This is a genomic window from Nocardia beijingensis NBRC 16342 (assembly GCF_001612785.1).
Taxonomy (GTDB): Bacteria; Actinomycetota; Actinomycetes; order Mycobacteriales; family Mycobacteriaceae; genus Nocardia; species Nocardia beijingensis.
On record NZ_BDBC01000040.1, the window covers coordinates 1 to 17,829 of the forward strand.

The 17,829-nt window shown below is 70.2% G+C and carries 19 protein-coding genes; 7 read left to right on the forward strand and 12 right to left on the reverse strand.

The window, feature by feature from the left end; translation table 11 throughout:
- Positions 1–95 precede the first annotated feature (95 nt).
- Positions 96–377, reverse strand: coding sequence for a hypothetical protein (locus NB3_RS22220; RefSeq protein ID WP_067806768.1), 282 nt, complete (start codon positions 375–377; stop codon positions 96–98).
- Positions 378–748: 371 nt separating this feature from the next.
- Between NB3_RS22220 and NB3_RS35225 the strand changes: the two genes are divergently transcribed.
- A complete protein-coding gene (locus NB3_RS35225; RefSeq protein ID WP_157111947.1) occupies positions 749–904 on the forward strand; it encodes a hypothetical protein in 156 nt (51 codons plus the stop codon).
- Between the two features lie 62 nt (positions 905–966).
- Here the strand turns inward: NB3_RS35225 and NB3_RS22225 are convergent, their stop codons facing one another.
- From NB3_RS22225 to NB3_RS22260, 8 genes are read right to left on the reverse strand one after another with little or no spacing between them, the layout of a single operon-like run.
- Positions 967–1,908, reverse strand: a complete 942-nt coding sequence (locus tag NB3_RS22225) for an ABC transporter substrate-binding protein (RefSeq protein ID WP_067806771.1) — start codon at positions 1,906–1,908, stop codon at positions 967–969.
- A 32-nt stretch (positions 1,909–1,940) separates the two neighbouring features.
- Complete coding sequence (locus tag NB3_RS22230) at positions 1,941–2,648, reverse strand: class II aldolase/adducin family protein (RefSeq protein ID WP_067806774.1); 708 nt, start codon at positions 2,646–2,648, stop codon at positions 1,941–1,943.
- 14 nt (positions 2,649–2,662) lie between these two features.
- Positions 2,663–3,832, reverse strand: a complete 1,170-nt coding sequence (locus NB3_RS22235) for an LLM class flavin-dependent oxidoreductase (RefSeq protein WP_067806777.1) — start codon at positions 3,830–3,832, stop codon at positions 2,663–2,665.
- Positions 3,829–4,929, reverse strand: coding sequence for an LLM class flavin-dependent oxidoreductase (locus tag NB3_RS22240; protein ID WP_067806779.1), 1,101 nt, complete (start codon positions 4,927–4,929; stop codon positions 3,829–3,831). Before NB3_RS22240 ends, NB3_RS22235 begins: the two co-directional genes overlap by 4 nt.
- Positions 4,926–5,951 (reverse strand): ABC transporter substrate-binding protein, encoded by a 1,026-nt coding sequence (locus tag NB3_RS22245; protein ID WP_067806782.1) that lies wholly within the window; start codon positions 5,949–5,951, stop codon positions 4,926–4,928. Before NB3_RS22245 ends, NB3_RS22240 begins: the two co-directional genes overlap by 4 nt.
- Positions 5,948–6,727: an ABC transporter ATP-binding protein gene (locus NB3_RS22250; RefSeq protein WP_067806785.1), complete on the reverse strand. Its 780-nt coding sequence runs from the start codon at positions 6,725–6,727 to the stop codon at positions 5,948–5,950. Before NB3_RS22250 ends, NB3_RS22245 begins: the two co-directional genes overlap by 4 nt.
- A complete protein-coding gene (locus NB3_RS22255) occupies positions 6,724–7,563 on the reverse strand; it encodes an ABC transporter permease (RefSeq protein WP_067806788.1) in 840 nt (279 codons plus the stop codon). The genes NB3_RS22250 and NB3_RS22255 overlap by 4 nt, the downstream gene beginning before the upstream one ends.
- A gap of 1 nt (position 7,564) precedes the next feature.
- Complete coding sequence (locus NB3_RS22260) at positions 7,565–8,599, reverse strand: NrtA/SsuA/CpmA family ABC transporter substrate-binding protein (protein ID WP_067806791.1); 1,035 nt, start codon at positions 8,597–8,599, stop codon at positions 7,565–7,567.
- A gap of 256 nt (positions 8,600–8,855) precedes the next feature.
- Between NB3_RS22260 and NB3_RS22265 the strand changes: the two genes are divergently transcribed.
- From NB3_RS22265 to NB3_RS22275, 3 genes are all read left to right on the forward strand, one after another.
- Entirely contained in the window at positions 8,856–9,605 is a 750-nt protein-coding gene (locus NB3_RS22265; protein ID WP_067806795.1) for an IclR family transcriptional regulator, read from the forward strand.
- Positions 9,606–9,756: 151 nt separating this feature from the next.
- Positions 9,757–10,584: an SAM-dependent methyltransferase gene (locus NB3_RS22270; protein WP_067806798.1), complete on the forward strand. Its 828-nt coding sequence runs from the start codon at positions 9,757–9,759 to the stop codon at positions 10,582–10,584.
- 63 nt (positions 10,585–10,647) lie between these two features.
- Positions 10,648–11,001, forward strand: a complete 354-nt coding sequence (locus tag NB3_RS22275; protein WP_067806852.1) for a hypothetical protein — start codon at positions 10,648–10,650, stop codon at positions 10,999–11,001.
- Here the strand turns inward: NB3_RS22275 and curA are convergent, their stop codons facing one another.
- Entirely contained in the window at positions 11,002–12,018 is a 1,017-nt protein-coding gene (gene curA, locus NB3_RS22280) for an NADPH-dependent curcumin/dihydrocurcumin reductase (RefSeq protein WP_067806801.1), read from the reverse strand.
- A 403-nt stretch (positions 12,019–12,421) separates the two neighbouring features.
- Here curA and NB3_RS22285 point away from each other — a divergent pair, with 403 nt between their 5' ends.
- Positions 12,422–13,228: an LLM class flavin-dependent oxidoreductase gene (locus NB3_RS22285; RefSeq protein ID WP_067806804.1), complete on the forward strand. Its 807-nt coding sequence runs from the start codon at positions 12,422–12,424 to the stop codon at positions 13,226–13,228.
- A 9-nt stretch (positions 13,229–13,237) separates the two neighbouring features.
- On the opposite strand, the gene NB3_RS22290 is transcribed toward NB3_RS22285, so the two are convergent.
- Positions 13,238–13,861, reverse strand: a complete 624-nt coding sequence (locus NB3_RS22290; RefSeq protein ID WP_244892029.1) for a LysE/ArgO family amino acid transporter — start codon at positions 13,859–13,861, stop codon at positions 13,238–13,240.
- A 74-nt stretch (positions 13,862–13,935) separates the two neighbouring features.
- On the opposite strand from NB3_RS22290, the gene NB3_RS22295 reads away from it, so the two are divergent.
- On the forward strand, positions 13,936–14,805 hold the full coding sequence (locus tag NB3_RS22295; protein ID WP_067806810.1) for a LysR family transcriptional regulator ArgP: 870 nt from the start codon (positions 13,936–13,938) through the stop codon (positions 14,803–14,805).
- Positions 14,806–15,111: 306 nt separating this feature from the next.
- On the forward strand, positions 15,112–15,861 hold the full coding sequence (locus NB3_RS22300; protein WP_371855926.1) for an LGFP repeat-containing protein: 750 nt from the start codon (positions 15,112–15,114) through the stop codon (positions 15,859–15,861).
- 610 nt (positions 15,862–16,471) lie between these two features.
- Here the strand turns inward: NB3_RS22300 and NB3_RS22305 are convergent.
- Positions 16,472–17,368 carry a Sco1979 family transcriptional regulator gene (locus NB3_RS22305; protein ID WP_067806812.1) on the reverse strand — a complete coding sequence of 299 codons (897 nt, stop codon included), beginning with the start codon at positions 17,366–17,368 and terminating at the stop codon, positions 16,472–16,474.
- Between the last annotated feature and the right edge of the window lie 461 nt (positions 17,369–17,829).

Genomic DNA, 17,829 nt, shown 5'->3' on the forward strand with positions numbered 1-17,829 from the left:
GGCGCTCGGCGAGCGCGTGTTCGCCGAGCGCCATGCCGCGGGAACGCGGTCGGCTCCGCTCGCGGCGCGCGACCTGGCGGCCCGCGCGGTTCGCGTCAGCCGATGATCGCGTTCATGATCGTGCCCGCGCTCGTCGCCACCGCGCCACCGGCCATGGCGCTGGCGACCATCTTCGGCGACTGGAGACTGCCGCCGTTCCATTTCTCCCAGGCGAACCTGCCCCCGCCGTAGGTGATCGCCGTGATGCCCGACAACTGCACCAACCAGGTGAAGTAGCGGCCCATCTGCATCAATTTGTCCGCCAGCGGCGGTTCTTCCGGGGTCGGATTTTCGAATTGCTGCGCCATCACGGTGTCGTGCAGCGCGGCGAGAATCATGCTCACGTTCGTGCTCCTTTTTCACATGGCGAGGTGATGCTGGAGACAATTCGAGAGAAAGAGCTGCGCTACCGAGGAGTCCGGCGCGCCACGGGCACTGCGACGGCCGCCGATCCGGCGGTCCCGTGCCGTGGTCGTGCCCGTTTTCCGGATGGTTGCCGGTGACCACGTGACAAGATCGATTAGACCGCACGCCGCGGGTGTATTCCGCGCGACACACCGTGGTGCGCATGATTCAACTCACAGCCGCACCCCGTGCCGGACCACGCTGCGACCACTACGATTTCACTAGGTGCAGGAACTGACATGATGTCGGTGCAGTGCGGCGCCGAACCTTCCGCTGAGATCAGCGTGACCGCGGGGAGGGCACAATGCACACCGCTTTCTTGATTCCACTATTCATCACACTGGTGATCGTCACCGCGACAGCCGTCGTGGCCGGTTACGCCACCGTCGTCGCGGCCTATTGGTGTGAGCTGCGCGCCGCCGAAAGGCACGGCGGCCATCCGGGCATGTCGCGGCGCTGACCGCGCCGCAGGCGAAGGGGCCGGGGGTCGCTCCGACACCCCGGCCCGGCCGTCGTCTCCGATTACGCCGTTACACCGGATCCGGCACGCACCGTCTCGCCGATCCACGGCACGACCGCGTCCCGGACCCGCACGGTCCGTGGCAGCAGGCCGTTGGCCGCCAGCAGATCGGCCGCGTGCTGCTGTTCGTTCAGGAAATCCTCGGAGACGGGTTCGACACCGAAGGGCCGCCCGCGCAGCGCGGCCTCCCACGCGTCCAGGCTCGCGGTTCCGCCGCGGGCCACCACGTCGTCCACGAAGTACTGTGCGGCCGCGCGGGGGTTCTCCGTGATCCACGCGTCCGACTGTTGCAGAGCCGTGATGATCGCCGTCAGCGCCTCACGGTTGCCCTCGGCGAAGTCCCGGCGGGTGAACCACAGCGAGGGGTGGCTGAACAGCGATTCCGTATCCACGAGAGTGCGCAGGTCGGCGGCCTCCTCGATGGTGGCGAGACCGGGATACGCGCCGACCCAGGCGTCGAGGTCGCCGCGCAGCAGCGCGGCGCCGCCGTCGTGCACGTCGACGTCGACCGGTTCGATGTCCTTCCAGGCCAGCCCCGCCCGGTCCAGCGCGAACAGCGCGAGGGTGGTCTGCCAGGAGCCGTGGGCGATGCCGACCCGCTTGCCCTTCAGGTCCAGCACCGTCTCGATGCCGGCATCGGCCTTGGCGACCAGGCGGCCGTTCTCCACGCGCGGCCCGGAGATGCCGACGTAGACGATGTCGCGGCCGTTGGCGAGGGCGGTCACCGGCGGGGTGAAACCGGTGCCGATGAAGTCGTAGCCGCCGTCGAACAGATGATCCGAATGCAGCGACGGCAACCCGCGCTTCGGATCGACCGGGGCCGGGCGCGGCAACTCACGCAGGTCGACCCACTCCACGTCGGGCAGCAGGTTCTCCAGTATGCCGCGGTGGCGCAGGACGAACAGGGAGTTGTTGTGCGGGAAATAGCCGACACGAATGGTCATGATCGCTCCTCGATCTCGATGTGCGGGGCCGGTCAGATCAGGCCGCGGCGGCGCGCCTCGTCGGCGAGGCCGGTGCGGCTCCACTGCACCGCGAGGTTGGACGGATCGAATTCGGCCGAGCCGCCCAATGTTTCGGCGATCGCCTGATACTGCGCGCCTTCTTCCAGCAGCACGACGAACTTCGCCAGCTCCAGCAGCCCCGCGCGGCCGATGACGTTCGCGCCGCCGTTGGCCTCGAAGATCGCGACCAGATCCGGGTCGTCGACCAGCTTGGACAGGATGAAATCGCCCGCGCCGATGCTGCGGTCGATGTGCGGCGGGACGGCCCTGGACAGCGTGAGCCGCTGGGCGGCCGCGTAGCGGATCGGCAGCGTGCGATGGGTCTGCGCCCATCCGCCCAGCCACGGTGTGTGGATGTGCACGACGGAGGTGATCTCCGGATGCGCGCGGAACACCTTCGCGTACCCGGTGACGAACCCCGCGGAGCCCGTGCCTGCCAGCACCTCGCCGTCGAAGGTGGCGACCACCGGCGCGACGGTGCGGTCGTCGGCCCACGGGCCCGGCTCGTTCAACGCGACGGCGATCTCCGCACCGGGAACGCGCTCCACGAAATTGACGGTGCCGTTGCCGGAGACGGTGCCGGTCTCCCGGAACACCCGGAACGCCTTCTCGGCGTCGCGCGCGGCGGCGGCGACGAAAGCGGCGACGGACTCCGGCAATCGGGTCTCGGTGGTGGTCATGGTCTCTCCTGGATCTATCGAGCGGGGGAAAGGGACGCCGCGGCGGCGGACGCGGTGAGCCGGGATCGGCCGAGCAGCGGGAGCACCTCTTCGCCGACGCGGTAGGCCTCCTCGAGGTGCGGGTTGCCCGCGAGGATGAACGCGTCGACGCCGAGGTCGATCAGCTCGTCGAGCCGCTGCGCCACCTGCTCGTAGCTGCCGACGAGGCCGAACGCGGGACCACCTCGGATCAGGCTGAATCCGCACCAGACGTTGGGCTGGACCTCGAGGTCGCGGTAGCCGGTGATGGTCTCGGGCACCCAGCCCTGGATGCGGGCGGCGCCGACCGAATCGCCCTTGGCGGCGCGCTCGGCCGCGCCGCGGTCGACGAAAGCCCAGCCCTTCTCGATCTCCGCCCAGGCCGCCTCCTCGGTGTGCCGGGCCACGACGTCGATGCGCACGGCGAACTTCGGTGTGCGGCCGATGCTTCCGGCGTTCGCGCGGACGCCGTCGAACTTGGCGCGCAGATCGGCGAACGGCTCCAGCCAGGACAGGTAGTAGTCGGCGTGCCTGCCCGCGGCGTGCACGGCGGCGGCGGAGGACCCCGAGAAGTACACCTCGGGGAACGGCTGACCGGCGATGCCCGGCGCGAGCGCCGCGCCCTCGGTGCGGAAGAACCGGCCCTCGTGGTCGTAGGGCTCGCCGTCCCATACGCCGCGCAGCACGTCGAGGAATTCGCTGGTGCGGGCGTAGCGGTCGTCGTGTGCGACCTTGTCGCCCCACCACAGCTGGGCGGGCCCGCCGCCACCGCTGATGATGTTGTAGACCAACCGGCCGCCGGTGGCGCGCTGCAGGCTGGCCGACATCCGCGCCGCCTGCACCGGATGCAGGAAGCCGGGCTGGAAGGCGACCATGAACCGGTAGGTGGTGGTCTCCCCGGCCAGCGCCGCGGCGACCGCCCACGGGTCGTCGGTCACGGGGAACGACGGCAGCAGGCCACCGAGGAAACCGGCCGATTCGGAGGCCTTCGCCACCGCCGCCATGTGGTCGATGTAGCCATAGCCGTCCAGGGCGCCGGCACGGATGGCGGGTGCGATATTGCCCGGCCCGTAACCGTTGGCGTGGCCGCGGTTGTAGCGGCGCGGCGTGCGCAGCGACGCGTGGTCGCCCTCCATGCCGATGCGCCAGTAGATGTCGATGGTCATGCGATCGCCTCCTGCGCGGTCAGCGTGCGGCCGGCCGGGTCGGCGAGGAACAAGAGGTGTTCGCCCACGCGGTGCAGTTCCTCGATGTGCGGGTGCCCGGAGAGCACCACGCTGTCGACGCCAGCCTCGATATAGGACGAAAGGCGTTGCGCTACTTGCTCATAGCTGCCAACGAGGCCGATATTCGCGGCGTATCCGAGGTCGGCGAATCCCGCCCACCGGCCGTCACCCAGATCGTGCTGCCGTGCGCCGGGACCTTCCGGGTGCACCTCGCGCCACTGGCGTTCGGCGCGGGCCCATGCCTCGTCTTCGGTTTCCCGCGCGATGACCGGCAACTCCAGTCCGGCGCGCACCGTCCGCCCCGCCGCCGTCGCGCGTTCGCGCAGGGCGGCGATCGCGGTACGCACGCCCGCCGCGGTCTCGGTGAAGACGTGCACGTCACCGTGTTCGGCCGACAGCGCGATGGCCGCCGTGGAAGCACCGGAGGTATAGACCGCCGGGAACGGCAGTCCGGACAGGATGCCGCGGAAACCACCGTCGATCACGTCGTAGTACGCGCCTTCGTAGTGGAATCCGGTACCGGCGAAACCCGCCGACGGCACCGCAGCGTCGTTCCATACGCCCCGGGCGACGGTCAGGAACTCAGCGGCCCTGGCGTAGCGGTCGTCCCCGGTGACGCGGTCGCCGCGCGCCCGCGCGTCGGCCGGATCGGTGTCGACGGCCAGCTGCCAGGCCAGGCGGCCGCCCGAGAGACGTTGCAGGGTGGCCGACATCTTCGCGGCGTAGACGGGAGTGCCGAAGGCGGGCTGGAATTCGACGACGACGCGCGAGTGCCGGGTGCGGCGCAGCGCGCCGCCCGCCACGATCCACGATTCCTCGCCGTGCGGATCGTAGGGCGCGAGCACGCCGTCGAGCCCGGCCAGTTCGGCGGCATCGATGACCTGGGCGAGGTCGTCGAACGGGCCGAAGCGCCCCGGCCGCAGGTCGGTCGCGGGCGTCACCGGCGCCGGTCCGCCGAAGCCGCCGCGGTTGCGTCGTTCGGGGCGGGCGTGGCGGCCGTCGCCACGGGAGGGCAAGCGCCACAGGAATTCCGTCATGCGGGGACCTTCCCGGACGCGACGAGCTCCCTGGCCCTGGCCAGCGGCTCGGGCGCGACCCAGGAATCCAGATCGAAGTCGGCGGCGAGGAAACCGTGCGTGTAGAGGAATTGCTTCTGCACGCCGATCAGCTCGATCCGCTCGTCCGACAGCGAGGGGTGCAGATCCCGGTGGAAGTTCTCGCCGTACGCCGCGACGACGCCCTCCGGGCCGGACAGCGTCTCGCGCTGGAGTACCTCCCGGACGCCGGTCAGATCGCCCGCGGCCCAGTCCGCCGCGCGCAGGCTCTGCGCGAGAAACTCGACGACCACCTCCGGACGCGACTGGAGCAGCTCCTCGTGCACGGTGATGGGGCGAGGCGTGCCGTTGTTCACCCGGAAGCGTTTGGCCTCGGTGGCGTCCAGATCCACCGCGACGCGCAGACCGTGCTCCCGCGCGACCTCCTGTGCGCGGGCGCCCTTGACGTAGATGGCGTCCACCTCACCGCGCAGCAACTCTTCGACGCCCCAGGTGACCACGCGGCGATTCGCCTGGACCTCGGTGCGCACCTGCGGGTCGCGCTCGACGCCGATCTCGGTCATGCGGACGTCGGCGAGGGTGTGCCCGCCGAGTCGCAGCGCGTTCGCGAAACCGTGCAGCGCCATCGCGCGGGGAAAGCTGCGCGGCTGGTCTTGCGCCCAAGCCGGGACGCCGATGCGCAGACCGGCCAGCTCCGTCGGGCCGCCGACCGTGGACTCCGGCCCGACCAGGATCGCTTGCGCCTCATCGATCCAGGTCAGACCGATCAACCGGGTCGGTGAGCCCTGGGCGCGCGCCGCGAGGGCCGGAACGTTGCCGCCCTCGCGGATCAGCCCGGACAGGTCGTGCAGGAAATGATGGCCCGCGAGCTCGGGCCCCGCGTCCTGGAGGACGCCGAACTCCAGCCCGGCCCGCGTGGCGGTGTCGCCGAGCCAGCCGAGGCTGTGCGCGAGCCCGCTCGCCGTGGGTACCGGGCAACGGGTGTACCAGAGGGTGTCGGTCATGAGGCACTCCTTGGAGCGGACGTGGTGCGACCCACGCCGAGCTGAGTGAGGAAAAGGGATTGGTAACGCAAGGTTTCGGGGTCGGCGCGGTCGCGCGGGCGGGGCGCGTCGATGTCGACGTCCAGGGCGAAGCGCCCTTCGTCCAGGATCAGCACGCGGTCGGCCAGGCGAATCGCCTCGTCCACGTCGTGGGTCACCATGAGCACCGCGGGACGGTGGCGGGCCACCAGATCGCCCACCAGATCCTGCATCTGCAGGCGGGTCAGCGCGTCCAGCGCCGCGAACGGCTCGTCGAGCAGCAGCAGTTCCGGCTCGCGGACGAGCGCGCGTGCCAGCGCCGCGCGCTGCGCCTCGCCGCCGGAGAGCGTCGCGGGCCACTGCCTGGCCTTACCGTCGAGGTTGACCTCGGCCAGGGCCCGCAACCCGGCGTCGCGGTTGCCCCGGGAACGGCGCTGGCCGACGATCACGTTCGCCAGCACCCGTTTCGAGGGAATCAGCCGCGGCTCTTGATAGACGGTGGTGCGCCGCGCCGGGACCAGCACTTCGCCCGCGTCCGGCGCTTCCAGTCCGGTGAGCAGGCGCAGCAGTGTGGTCTTTCCGGTGCCGCTCGGCCCGAGCAGGACGACGAACTCGCCGCGCCGGATGGTCAGATCCACGCCGTCGAGCACGGTCTTGGCGCCGAACGACTTGCGCAGGCCGGTGATCGAGACGGCGACCGGCTCCTCCGCCGTCGGCGCGGTGGTCACCTCGGCCGCGGGTTCGGTGACGGCGGTCATCGGATCGCCACCTGTCCGCGCCATGGCATCGCGAAGCGCTCCGCCAACCGCACCAGCCCGTCGAAGACCAAGCCGAGCAGCGCGTACAACACCACGCACAGCACCATGTAGTCGGTGCGGTTGTACTCCTGCGCCAAGGTGACGAGGTAGCCGACGCCCTCCTTGGTGCCTACCTGCTCGGCCGCGATGAGGCCGGTGATGCTGATGGACAGGCACACGCGCAGCGCCATCAGCACGCCGGGCAGCGCGGAAGGGAGGATGACCTCCCAGACCAGCCGCGGACCGGTGAGCCCGAAACTCCGGGCGGCCTCGACCATCTTGCGGTCGACGTTGCGCACGCCGAGATAGGTGTAGGCGTACATGGGCGCCACCGTCGCGACGGCGATGAGCAGCACCTTGTACAGCTCGTCGATGCCGAACCACGCGATGAACAGCGGCACCAGCGCCAGGAACGGCACGGCGCGCAGGATCTGCATGGTCGAATCGACCAGTTCCTCACCGAGGCTGGACAGTCCGGAGACCAGACCAAGCAGCAGGCCGATGGCCACCCCGATCCCGACGCCGAAGGCGGCGCGGGTGAACGACGCGACCGCGAAGTCCAGCAGCTGGCCGGTGCCGAGCAACTCGGTGAACGCCGTCCACACCGCTGGCGGCCCCGCCAGCACGCGCTCGGAGAGCGCTCCGCTGGCCGAACCAGCCCACCAACCCGCGACGATCAGGGCCGGGAGCAGGAACCGCAGCGGCACGGAAAACCATGTGGGCCTGCGCTTCCCGACTCGGGTACGGGGCGGGGCGAGCTCGGCGGGCCCGACCCCGGCCGCCACGACGACCGCCATCTCAGCTGCCCGCCTTCACCGATGCCAGCTGCTCGGGCGTCAGCTTCGACTTCAGGTCGTAGAAGATGTCGGCGGCGGTGATCTTGCGGGTGATGACGCCGTTGCCGAAGAAGGTGTTCACCACGTCGGCCAGCGCGGCGGCGTCGGCGTCGTTCGGCAGGTGCGGCACCGTCACCTCGGCCCCGACCCGGTGGGCGTCCGAGAGCCGCTGGCCGGACAGGGCGCGCGGGCCGGTCTTCTCGAAGACGTTCTCGAAGTCGGCGGGGTTGGCGCGCTGTTTCGCCGTGAGGTCCTGCAGCACTTGGAGGTACTTCGCCGCGATGTCCGGCCGCTGATCGAGCACCTCGGTGCGGAACACCACGACCGAGTTGTCGTTGGAACCGATGCTCTTCTCGGTGGCGATCTCCACGCCGCCGTTGGCCTTGGCCTCCTGGTAGGGCACCAGGAACGAAGCCCAGCCGTCCACCTTGCCGGTCGCGAACGCCGAAGCGGCGTCCTTCTGCTGCAACGGAACCCGGGTCACCTTATCGGCCGGAACGCCCGCCTGCGCGAGCGCCTTGAGCAGGATGTACTCGCCCTTGGCGGCGGGGTTGACCGCCACGCGCCTGCCGGCCAGCTCCGCGACCGAGTGCACGCCCGATTCCGGCGTGACGATGATGCCGCTCTGATCCTTGCCCGCCGGATCCTGTACCGCGACGATCCGCACGCCGACGTCCTTGGACAGCGCGCCGACGACGGGGCTGAACGCCGCGCCGGAGACGTCGAGTTCCTTGGTGTTGAACAACTTCAGGTTGGAGCTGAAGCCGGGGGTGATGCTGACCCACTCGATCTTCGCACCGAGCGGCGCCAGCGCGGCGTCGAAGGTGCCGTCGCGCTTGCCGACCGCCAGCGGCCCGGAGTTCCCCGGGTCGGCGACCTTGAGCACGAAGGAAGCGCCTGCGCCGGTGTCGCTGTCGGTGTCCGAACCACACGCGGCGACGAGTGCGACTAGGGGAACGATCGCCAGCGCGATGCGCATGAGGGCTTGCCGCCACATCGGAGGACTCCTTGTCCGAATCGTCGATCAATGCCCTCGCAGAGTAGGGACGGCGGCGCGGGGTCACGAGGTAATCCTTTCCGTAGATCGGAAAGCTTGACATATCGAGTTCTCTGTACTGGCCCGCTTCGACGCACGATGAGTGGGCACCCGACCCCGGCTTTCCCGGATCACACCCACCGCCCCCCGTCAGCGCTTTCCACATATCGGAAAGATGAAACTTTAGAGTGCGAGCTCCTGTGTTACCGTCGCTTTCGTGGAACCCTCCGGCGTGCAGACCGTTACCCGCGCCCTCTCCGTCCTCGACTGTTTCCGCGACGGCCGCGAGCGCGGCGTCTCCGAGGTGGCGCGGCAGCAGGGTCTGGCGGTCAGCACCACGCACCGGCTGCTGGCCACGCTGGTGCAGGCGGGTTTCCTGGAGAAGAACGCCGAATCCAGTCGGTACCGCATGGGTGGCGCGCTGGCGGAGTGGGGTCAGATCGCCTACCGCCAGCACCGGATCTATCTGGCCGAACCGTGTTTGGAACAGCTCGCGGGCACCACCGGAGCCAGTTGCTCGGTCGCCACCCGCCACGGCATCCACGCGGTGCTGCTGGGCACCAGCCGGTGGCGGGAGACCGACGGGCACAAGCTGCAGGGCGTGCGGCTGCCCCTGCACGCCAGCGCGCTCGGCAAGGCCCTGCTCGCCTGGTCCGGGGCCACCGACGAGCAACTGCGCGAACTCCCCTATGACGAGGGGACCGAACGCTCCGTGTCCGGCCCCGGTGAGCTGCGCGCCGAGCTGGTCGCCACGCGCGAGCGCGGGTACGCCTACAACGACGAGGAACTCGACCCCGGCTTCCGCACCATCGGCCTGCCCATTCTCGACCCGGCGGGCCACTGCCGGTTCGCACTCGGCCTGCGCGGCCCCACGACGCTGATGATTCCCGAACGGGTGCCGTTCTTCGTCGAACTCGCCAAGGTCACCGCGCAGGAGATCGCGGCAAGGTTCGCCGCCGCCGAATAGGCCGGGAAACCGGACCATTCGGCCGAATTACCGCTCATTGTGGATGCGTCACCCTATTCTTGACGCGTAATTCGTAGCGCGAGAGTCGCCTTCGGAGGCGACAGCGGTGCGGCGCCTCCCCGCACCGGCGCCGCCTGGGAAGGGAGTCGCCATGCCGGACGGGCACGCGCGAGTGCGCGCCGGATCGTCGACCCAGCTCGACACGAGCCTCCCGCACGAGGCACGGGTCTACGACTACTGGCTCGGCGGCAAGGACAACTACCCCGCCGACCGCGCCCTCGGCGACACGGTCGCCATGCACATCCCCGGCATCCGCGACATGGCCCGCGCCAATCGCGCGTTCCTCGGGCGAGCCGTGCGCCATCTGGCCCGCGAGGCGGGCATCGATCAGTTCCTCGACATCGGCACCGGCCTCCCGACCGCGGGCAACACGCACGAAGTGGCCCAGGGCATCGATCCGGCCGCGCGCGTGGTCTACGTCGACAACGATCCGCTCGTGCTCGCCCATGCCAGAGCATTGACGGCGAGCACACCGCAGGGCCGGATCGCTTACCTCGACGCCGACCTGCGCGATCCAGGCGCCATCCTGGACGCGCCCGCGCTGACCGACACGTTCGACCCGGACCGGCCCGTCGCGATCTTGCTGGTCGCGGTCATGATGTTCTTCCGCGACAGCGACGACCCGTACGGCGTCGTCGCGCGCCTGCTGGACGCGGCCCCGTCCGGCAGCTACCTGGTGCTCACCCACTTTACCGGCGATTTCGGCCCGCGCCCGATGGCGCGCGCGACCGCCGCCGCCGAGCAGGCCGGGATCGCGTTCCAGCCGCGCAGCCGCTCGGAGACCGAATCCTTCTTCGCCGGAACGGAACTCGTCGAGCCGGGGATCGTTCCGGCCGACGCCTGGCGTCCGGACACCGATGCCGCCCCCGCCGCGGCGCGGTCGGCCTGGTACTGGGCCGGGGTCGGACGCAAACCCTGAGCGGCGTTTGAGCCGCCGCCGTTCGGCAATCACGTCGGAGAACCGGACGGCGAGGTGGTGCACATGGTCGACGACGTGGAGAAACGCTGGCGCGATCCGCGCGGGTTCCGGCGCGCCGCGACCTACGTCGTCTCGGTGCTCGTCACCGCCGCGCTGGTCTTCCTGCTGACCGTGTTGTGGGCCGCGCAGCGCGAATGCGTGGACCAGGACAAGCTGCTGTGCGACACCGCCGCGCAGCTCGCCGTGGTGCTCGGCCCCCCGGTGGTGTTGCTGATCGGCGGTATCGGCGCCTTCGTCGAAACCTACGTGCAGTGGCGCCGCGGGCGGACCTGGCCCATCTGGCAGGGCGCGGGCTGGTTCCTGTTCGTGCTGATGCTGGCCTATCTCAGCATCGGCAGCGGCGCGCTGGCGGGCTGATCAGTCGCCGACCCGCACGACCAGCTTGCCGAAGTTGCGGCCCTCCAGCATGCCGATGAACGCCTCGGGGGCCGCGGCCAAGCCGGACACGACGTCCTCGAGATACCGCACGCGGCCGTCGGCGACCCACTCACCCATCTCACGCAAGAAGTCCGGGTACAGCGCACGGACGAATTCGGATTGGATGAACCCGCGCACGGTGAGGCTCTTGGTGAGGATCCGGCCGTAGAAGCCCGGCAGCCGGTCCGGGCCCTCCGGGGCGCCGGTGGCGTTGTAGTTGGCGATCAGTCCGCAGACGGGCACGCGCGCGTAGGTGTTCAGCAGCGGGTACACCGCGTCGGCCACCGCGCCGCCGACGTTCTCGAAATAGACGTCGATGCCGTCGGGGACCGCCGCCGCGAGTTGCTCGGCGAAATCGGGGGCGCGGTGGTCGAGCGCGACGTCGAAGCCGAGTTCGGTCAAGTACGCCACCTTGCGCGGGCCACCGGCGACGCCCACCGTGCGCGTGCCGCCGATCTTGGCGATCTGGCCGACGGCCGAGCCGACCGGCCCGGTGGCGGCGGCGACCACGAGCGTCTCGCCGGGGCGGGGTTTGCCGATCTCGCGCAGTCCCGCGTAGGCGGTGAAGCCCGGCATGCCGAGCACGCCGAGGGCGGTGGAAACCGGAGCCTTTGCCGGATCGAGCTTGCGCAGCCCGCGCGCCGGGGCGACGTCATGCGACTGCCACCCCGAATAAGCAAGCACCACATCACCTTTCGCCAGCGACGGGTCGCGCGATTCGAGTACTTCGGCCACGGTCGCGCCGACCATCACCGCGCCGACCGCGACCGGTTCGGCGTAGGACTCGGCCGCACTCATCCGGCCGCGCATGTACGGGTCGAGCGACAGATAGAGCGTGCGCAGCAGGACCTCGCCCTCGGCCGGAGCGGGGAGTTCCGCGGTCTCGGTCCGGAAATTCTCCGCCGTGGGCGCACCCACCGGCCGGGAGGCAAGCACGATTCGCGTCGACTCGACCATGCGCCCACCCTAGCCGCAGGGCACGGCCGTCACCGGCCGGTGCCCGACCGTGTCCGGCGATCGACTCACTGCGGCCGATACCCGCCTGCGATACCGAGTCGGGTGTTCGGCGCGACCGGTCCGGCCGCTCGGTCGCGCTTGTCGAGACACTGCTTCCCCGAGTCCGATCGGCCACGAATCGGGGCGCGACCAGCGAGCCGCCGACCAACTCTCCTCTCCATGCTCGCGGTGCACCGGTGCCGCGACTCGGCTGGGGGCCGTCGGAGCACACCGCACCGGCGGGCTGCCCCCACCGTGGCGTGCGGAACGCGCCGTGCGCCGGGGGACGGTGTGAGCGTCCGAGACATCGACTCGAGCGAGCCGAACATTGGCGCGGGCGCGGGGAATTCGTAGCGTCGAGAGCATGACATTGGAAGTCGGCATCATCCTGCCCACCTCGACCCCCGATCCCGCGCGGCCCATCCTGGGTGACGTGCGCGCCGCCGCCCGCCTCGCCGAGCAGGGCGGCCTGGATTCGGTGTGGTCCACCGACCATCTCGCGGCCAGCGGGCCGATGCTGGACAGCTCCGTGGTGCTGGCCACCGCGGCCGCCGTGACCGACCGCATCCGCATCGGCTACGGGGTGATGCTGCTGGCGTTGCGGCCGGCCGCGTGGGCCGCGAAGCAGATCGCGACGTTGCAGTACGTCTCCGGTGACCGGCTGATCCTCGGGGTCGGCACCGGCAACCCGGTGCACGGGGATGCCGCGTGGCGTGCCGTGGGCGCGTCCTTCGCCGAGCGCGGCCGTCGCACCGACGAGGCGCTGCGCGTGCTGCCCGACCTGGTCGCGGGGCGGCCGACCGTGCTCCAGGACGGCACCCAGATCACCTTGGCGCCCGGTGCGACCATGCCGCCGGTGCTCGTCGCGGGCGACGCACCGGCGGCGCGCCGCCGCGCCGCCGCCTACGCCGAGGGCTGGGTCGCCATCGGGCTCGAGCCGAGCCGGATCGGCGCGCACGTGACCGAATTGGCCGCGCTGGCCGAAGAATACGACCGCCAGCCGCTCACCGTGACGGTCGTCGCGCCCACTCTGGCCACCGATCCCGGCCGCGCGGCCGAGCAGCTGAACGCCTACGCGGAGGCGGGCGCGGCACGTGTCGTACTCGCCGTCTCCGGCCCCGAGTGGCAGGCCGGCTACGAGTTCGCCGCGAAGCTCAAGGCACAGCTGTGACGTCGCGCCTCATCCGGTGCACAACAGCCCGAGCCCGAGGCCGAGCAGCACCGCCGCGATCACCGCATCCAGCACGCGCCACGCGCGCGGGCGGGCGAACAGCGGGCCGAGCAGGCGCGCGCCGAAGCCGAGCGCGGTGAACCACAGCACGCTGGCCAGCATCGCCCCCGCGCCGAGGAACCAGCGATCCGGGCTGGCGTAGGTGCAGGCGAAGGAGCCGAGCAACACCACGGTGTCCAGGTAGACGTGGGGGTTGAGCCAAGTCAGCGCCAGGGCGGTGACCACCGTCGCGCCGAGCGCCGCGGTGGCCCGCCCGGATTCGGCGCTCAGCGCGGCGGAGCCGAACGCCCGCCGCGCCGCCAGCGCCGCGTAGCCGATCAGGAACGCCGCCCCGGCATAGCGCGCCACCACGAGCACCACGGGAGCCGCCTGGACGACCGCGCCGAAGCCGCCGACCCCAGCCGCGATCAGCACGATGTCGGATACCGCGCACACCGCCACCACCGCGAGCACGTGCCTGCCGCTGATCCCTTGCCGCAGCACGAACGCGTTCTGCGCGCCGATCGCCACGATCAACGACAGGCCGAAGCCCAAACCGGACGCGGTCGCCACCACCGCCGAGGAAACGCTCACGTCCAGCGACGTTATGGCCGCGGATCACCCCCAGGCAAACTAAAGATTCTTACCTATCATTAGTCTGTCTTAATGTGGATCTCCAGCTCGACCAGTTGCGCGCCCTCGACGCCGTGATCACCGAGGGGACCTTCGACGCCGCGGCGCGGCGGTTGAGCGTCACACCGTCGGCGATCAGTCAGCGGATCAAGGCGCTGGAGGATGCGGCGGGCCGGATTCTCGTGCAGCGCACGAAGCCGGTGCGCGCCACCGAATCCGGGCTGGCCGTCCTGCGATTGGCCAAGCAGATCCAGTTGCTGACCGGCGACACCGCGCGCGAACTCGGCGGCGAACCCTCCGAGGGCCCGATCCGGCTGCCGATCGCGGTCAACGCCGACTCACTGGAGACCTGGGTGCTGCCCGCCCTCGCCCGCGCCCCGCGCGGCGTGTACTTCGAAATCCACCGGGAGGACGAGGAACACACCACGCGACTGTTGCGCGACGGCACCGTGATGGCGGCGATCACCTCGACCGCCCAGCCGGTGCAGGGCTGTACGGCCACTCGGCTGGGAGCGATGCGCTACCGGCCGATGGCGAGCCCGGATTTCGCCGCCACCTGGTTCGCCGACGGCGCGACCGCGAAGTCCTACGCCGCCGCTCCGGTGGTGCTGTTCGACCGCAAGGACGACCTGCAGGATCGCCTCCTGCGCAGACGCTCTCGCACACCGCTCGATCCACCGCGCCACTACGTGCCGTCCTCCACCGCGTTCGCCACGGCGGTCCGGCTCGGGCTCGGCTGGGGCATGCTCCCCGACCTGCAGACCGACGACGACCGCTTGGTCTCGATCGATCCCGGTGTGGTCATCGACGTCCCGCTGTACTGGCAGCAGTGGCGTCTCGACTCCCCCGCCCTCGGCGCGGTCGCCGCCGCCATCGCCGCGGAGGCGGCGCACGTCCTGCGCTGACGGCGCACGACTGGGTCTGCGCGGCAGCATGTCTCGTTCGTGACGCCGCCGGGCCGAGGTGCGAGCACCGAGCCCCGGCGGCGCCGTATCCGAGAAGGCGCTCCCGTGGGCACGGCAGCACCGCCAGTTTGTTCGGAGCCGGGGACGAGTTGGATGGCCGCACCACCGCGCGGTACGACACCAGGCCATCGGACTGACCCGTATCGCTCCGCATCGCGATCCGGCGAGGTACTTTGATCTCCGCACGCCGACCGAAAGCAGCTTCAGCTCCATCCCGCACCCACCCGAGATGCACAGGAGTTCCCTTTGGCACGGCACCGTCGCCCGAATCGCTCACTCACCCGCGGCGCGCTCGCCATCGTCGCCGCGCTCGGCATCCTGCTCGCGGGCATCGCACCCGATGCGGCAGCGCGTCCGATCGGCCCCTACGACGTCGGCGGGGCGATCGAAGCCGAATACGACGAGGCCGGTGGGCCCGCGTTCTTCGGCGACCCGGTCACGCCGGAGGACTTCGCCGCCCGCGGTGGTCGATACCAGGCGTTCGAGCGCGGCTCGTCCATCTATTGGCACCCCGACACCGGCGCCCACCAAGTCGGCGGGGCCATCCGCGACAAATGGGGCAACCTCGGTTACGAGGGCGGAGCGCTCGGCTACCCCGTGACGCGCGAAGCGGCGACGCCGTCGAAGCCGGGCAGCTACAGCGTCTTCCAGAACGGTTCCATCTACTGGTCGATCGGCACCGCCGCGCATCAGATAGGCGGCGTGATCCGCGACAAGTGGGGCGCCTACGGCTGGGAGAGCAGTCCGCTCGGGTTCCCCATCACGGACGAATCCAACGCCCGCGCGGGCAACGGCCGCTACAACCTGTTCGGCGGCGGGGCCATCTATTGGTCCCCGCGCACCGGCGCCCACGTCGTCTGGGGGTCCATCCGGGACACCTGGGAGGCCGCGGCGGGCGAAGCGGGACGGTACGGCTACCCCACCAGTGACGAGTACGACTTCGAGAACGGGAAGGCCCAGGATTTCGAGGGCGGCCGGATCACCTGGGCGCCCTAGGCGATCGCCCTCTGAAGCCGATCCGGATCGTCGGTGAACTCTCGGCAATCCGGACATCGAGGGCGGTCCGCGACGGCTCCGCCAGCGGCCCCAACTGGCGTTGGGGCCGCGGCGGGCGAACCAGCCAGTGCCCGAGTCGATCCTCAGACCCCGACCTCGACAGGGATACTGCCACATCACCGCGGCCGCGTCGCATCGGTGATCGTCCATTGGTACGTACATGCGCGTGTGCATGTGCATGGGCGCCACCGGCATCGAAAACCTCGAAAATCGAGGTGAACGCGGAAAAATTGATAACGAACGAGCATCGCCCACCCGATCGCGATATGAAACTGTTATATCTTCGGGCAGCGTTTTGCCGAGTTCTCATCGAGGACAACGCTTTTCACGGCACGGAGCGCGGATTCGGTTCGGCGCCTTCGCCCGCCACCGCGCGGCGCCCGGATCGAGCCGACCGATCGGTTTTCGAGCGCGGCGCGCCGCACCTACCATCGATACGACGCCACGACGCTCTCCCGGTCGACGACGACCCGCTCGGCAAACTCCCCGCAGGCGCGACCGCGCCCTACACGGGCGCGGACACCACACTCGGCCGGGGCGGCCCGAAGTCCTATTCGTCCGAGTGCGTCTCGGTGAGCAGCTCGCGCAGGAAACGCACGCTGTCGGCCGGGGACAGCGCCTCCACGCTGATCCGGTTCATGACCGACATGTACAGCTCCACATCGCGCTGCTTGTCGAAATACAAGGAGCTGGTGAGCTGCTCGGTGTAGACGATGTCGGGCAGCTCGGGCTCCGGGAAACGAAGGATGCTGAACGGGCCGCCCGCCGCGGAGTGCCCGCCCGCCGCGTACGGCAGCACCTGGATCCGGATACTGGGACGCTCGGCCATCGTGACCAGATGCTCGATCTGCTCGCGCAGCACCTCCACGCCGCCGACCGGCCTGCGCAGCGCGTTCTCGTCGATGACCGCCCAGAGCGTGGGCGCGGCGGCCCGGTAAAGGATCTGCTGGCGGCGCATGCGAATGGCGACGCGGCGTTCGGTCTCGTCGCTGTTGCCCAGCTGGATCACCGCGCGCGCGTAGTCGGCGGTCTGCAGCAGCCCGGGGACGAACTGCGCTTCGTAGGTCCGGATCGTGGTGGCGGCCTGTTCCAGGCCGATATAGGTCTCGAACCACGCCGGGAGCAGATCGCTGTAGTGCTGCCACCACCCCGGGTCGTTGGCCCGCCGAGCCAGTTCGAAGTACGTTTCGCGTTCAGCGGGGTCGACAACGCCGTAGAGGTTCAGCAGGTCGTGCAGATCGCGTTCCTTGAACCCGGTCCGGCCCAGTTCCAGCCTGCTGATCTTGGCGTGCGAGCCGCGGATGGCGTCGCCCGCGGCCTCCCTGCTGATCCCGCATCCCTCGCGCAGCTGACGCAACCGGCTGCCGAGCGCGATCCGCAGAACCGTCGGACCACGTTCCGCCCCAGGGAATTCGGCGTTGTCACCACTGTCCTCGTCGTTGGTCATGCTTGCCTCCGGTCGATCGGGGGTTAGACCGCGGGGCGTAGTGCCTCCACCATCACTGCTGTCGGAACGTCGGTCGAAGATCCTACTCGGCCGGGCCCCGGGACCGTCCCCGACGCAAGCGTGTACCTGCGAATCGGGTTCGAACGCCGTGATTCACAAGAGCGCCAAGGTGATATCGAAGCCGGATTCCCGCGCGCGCCGGGGCGGCTGTGCGTAGAGTCGCCCCCGACGGTGGCCACGCGGAGGAGGAGCGCCATGACGCCGGCCGAGGGATCGACTCCGCGCAGCGGGTCCGGCCCCGGAGACACCCGCATCGCACGGGTGTGCGGCTGCCCTTCGGCGAGACGGACCGGCAGGCGCACCGGCGTTCGAGCCACGTCCCTACCGCGGAGCCCGGCATGACATCTGTGACGGAAGGAGCCGCGAACCGAGCCGTTCTCGTCCACCATCGGTTCCCGAAA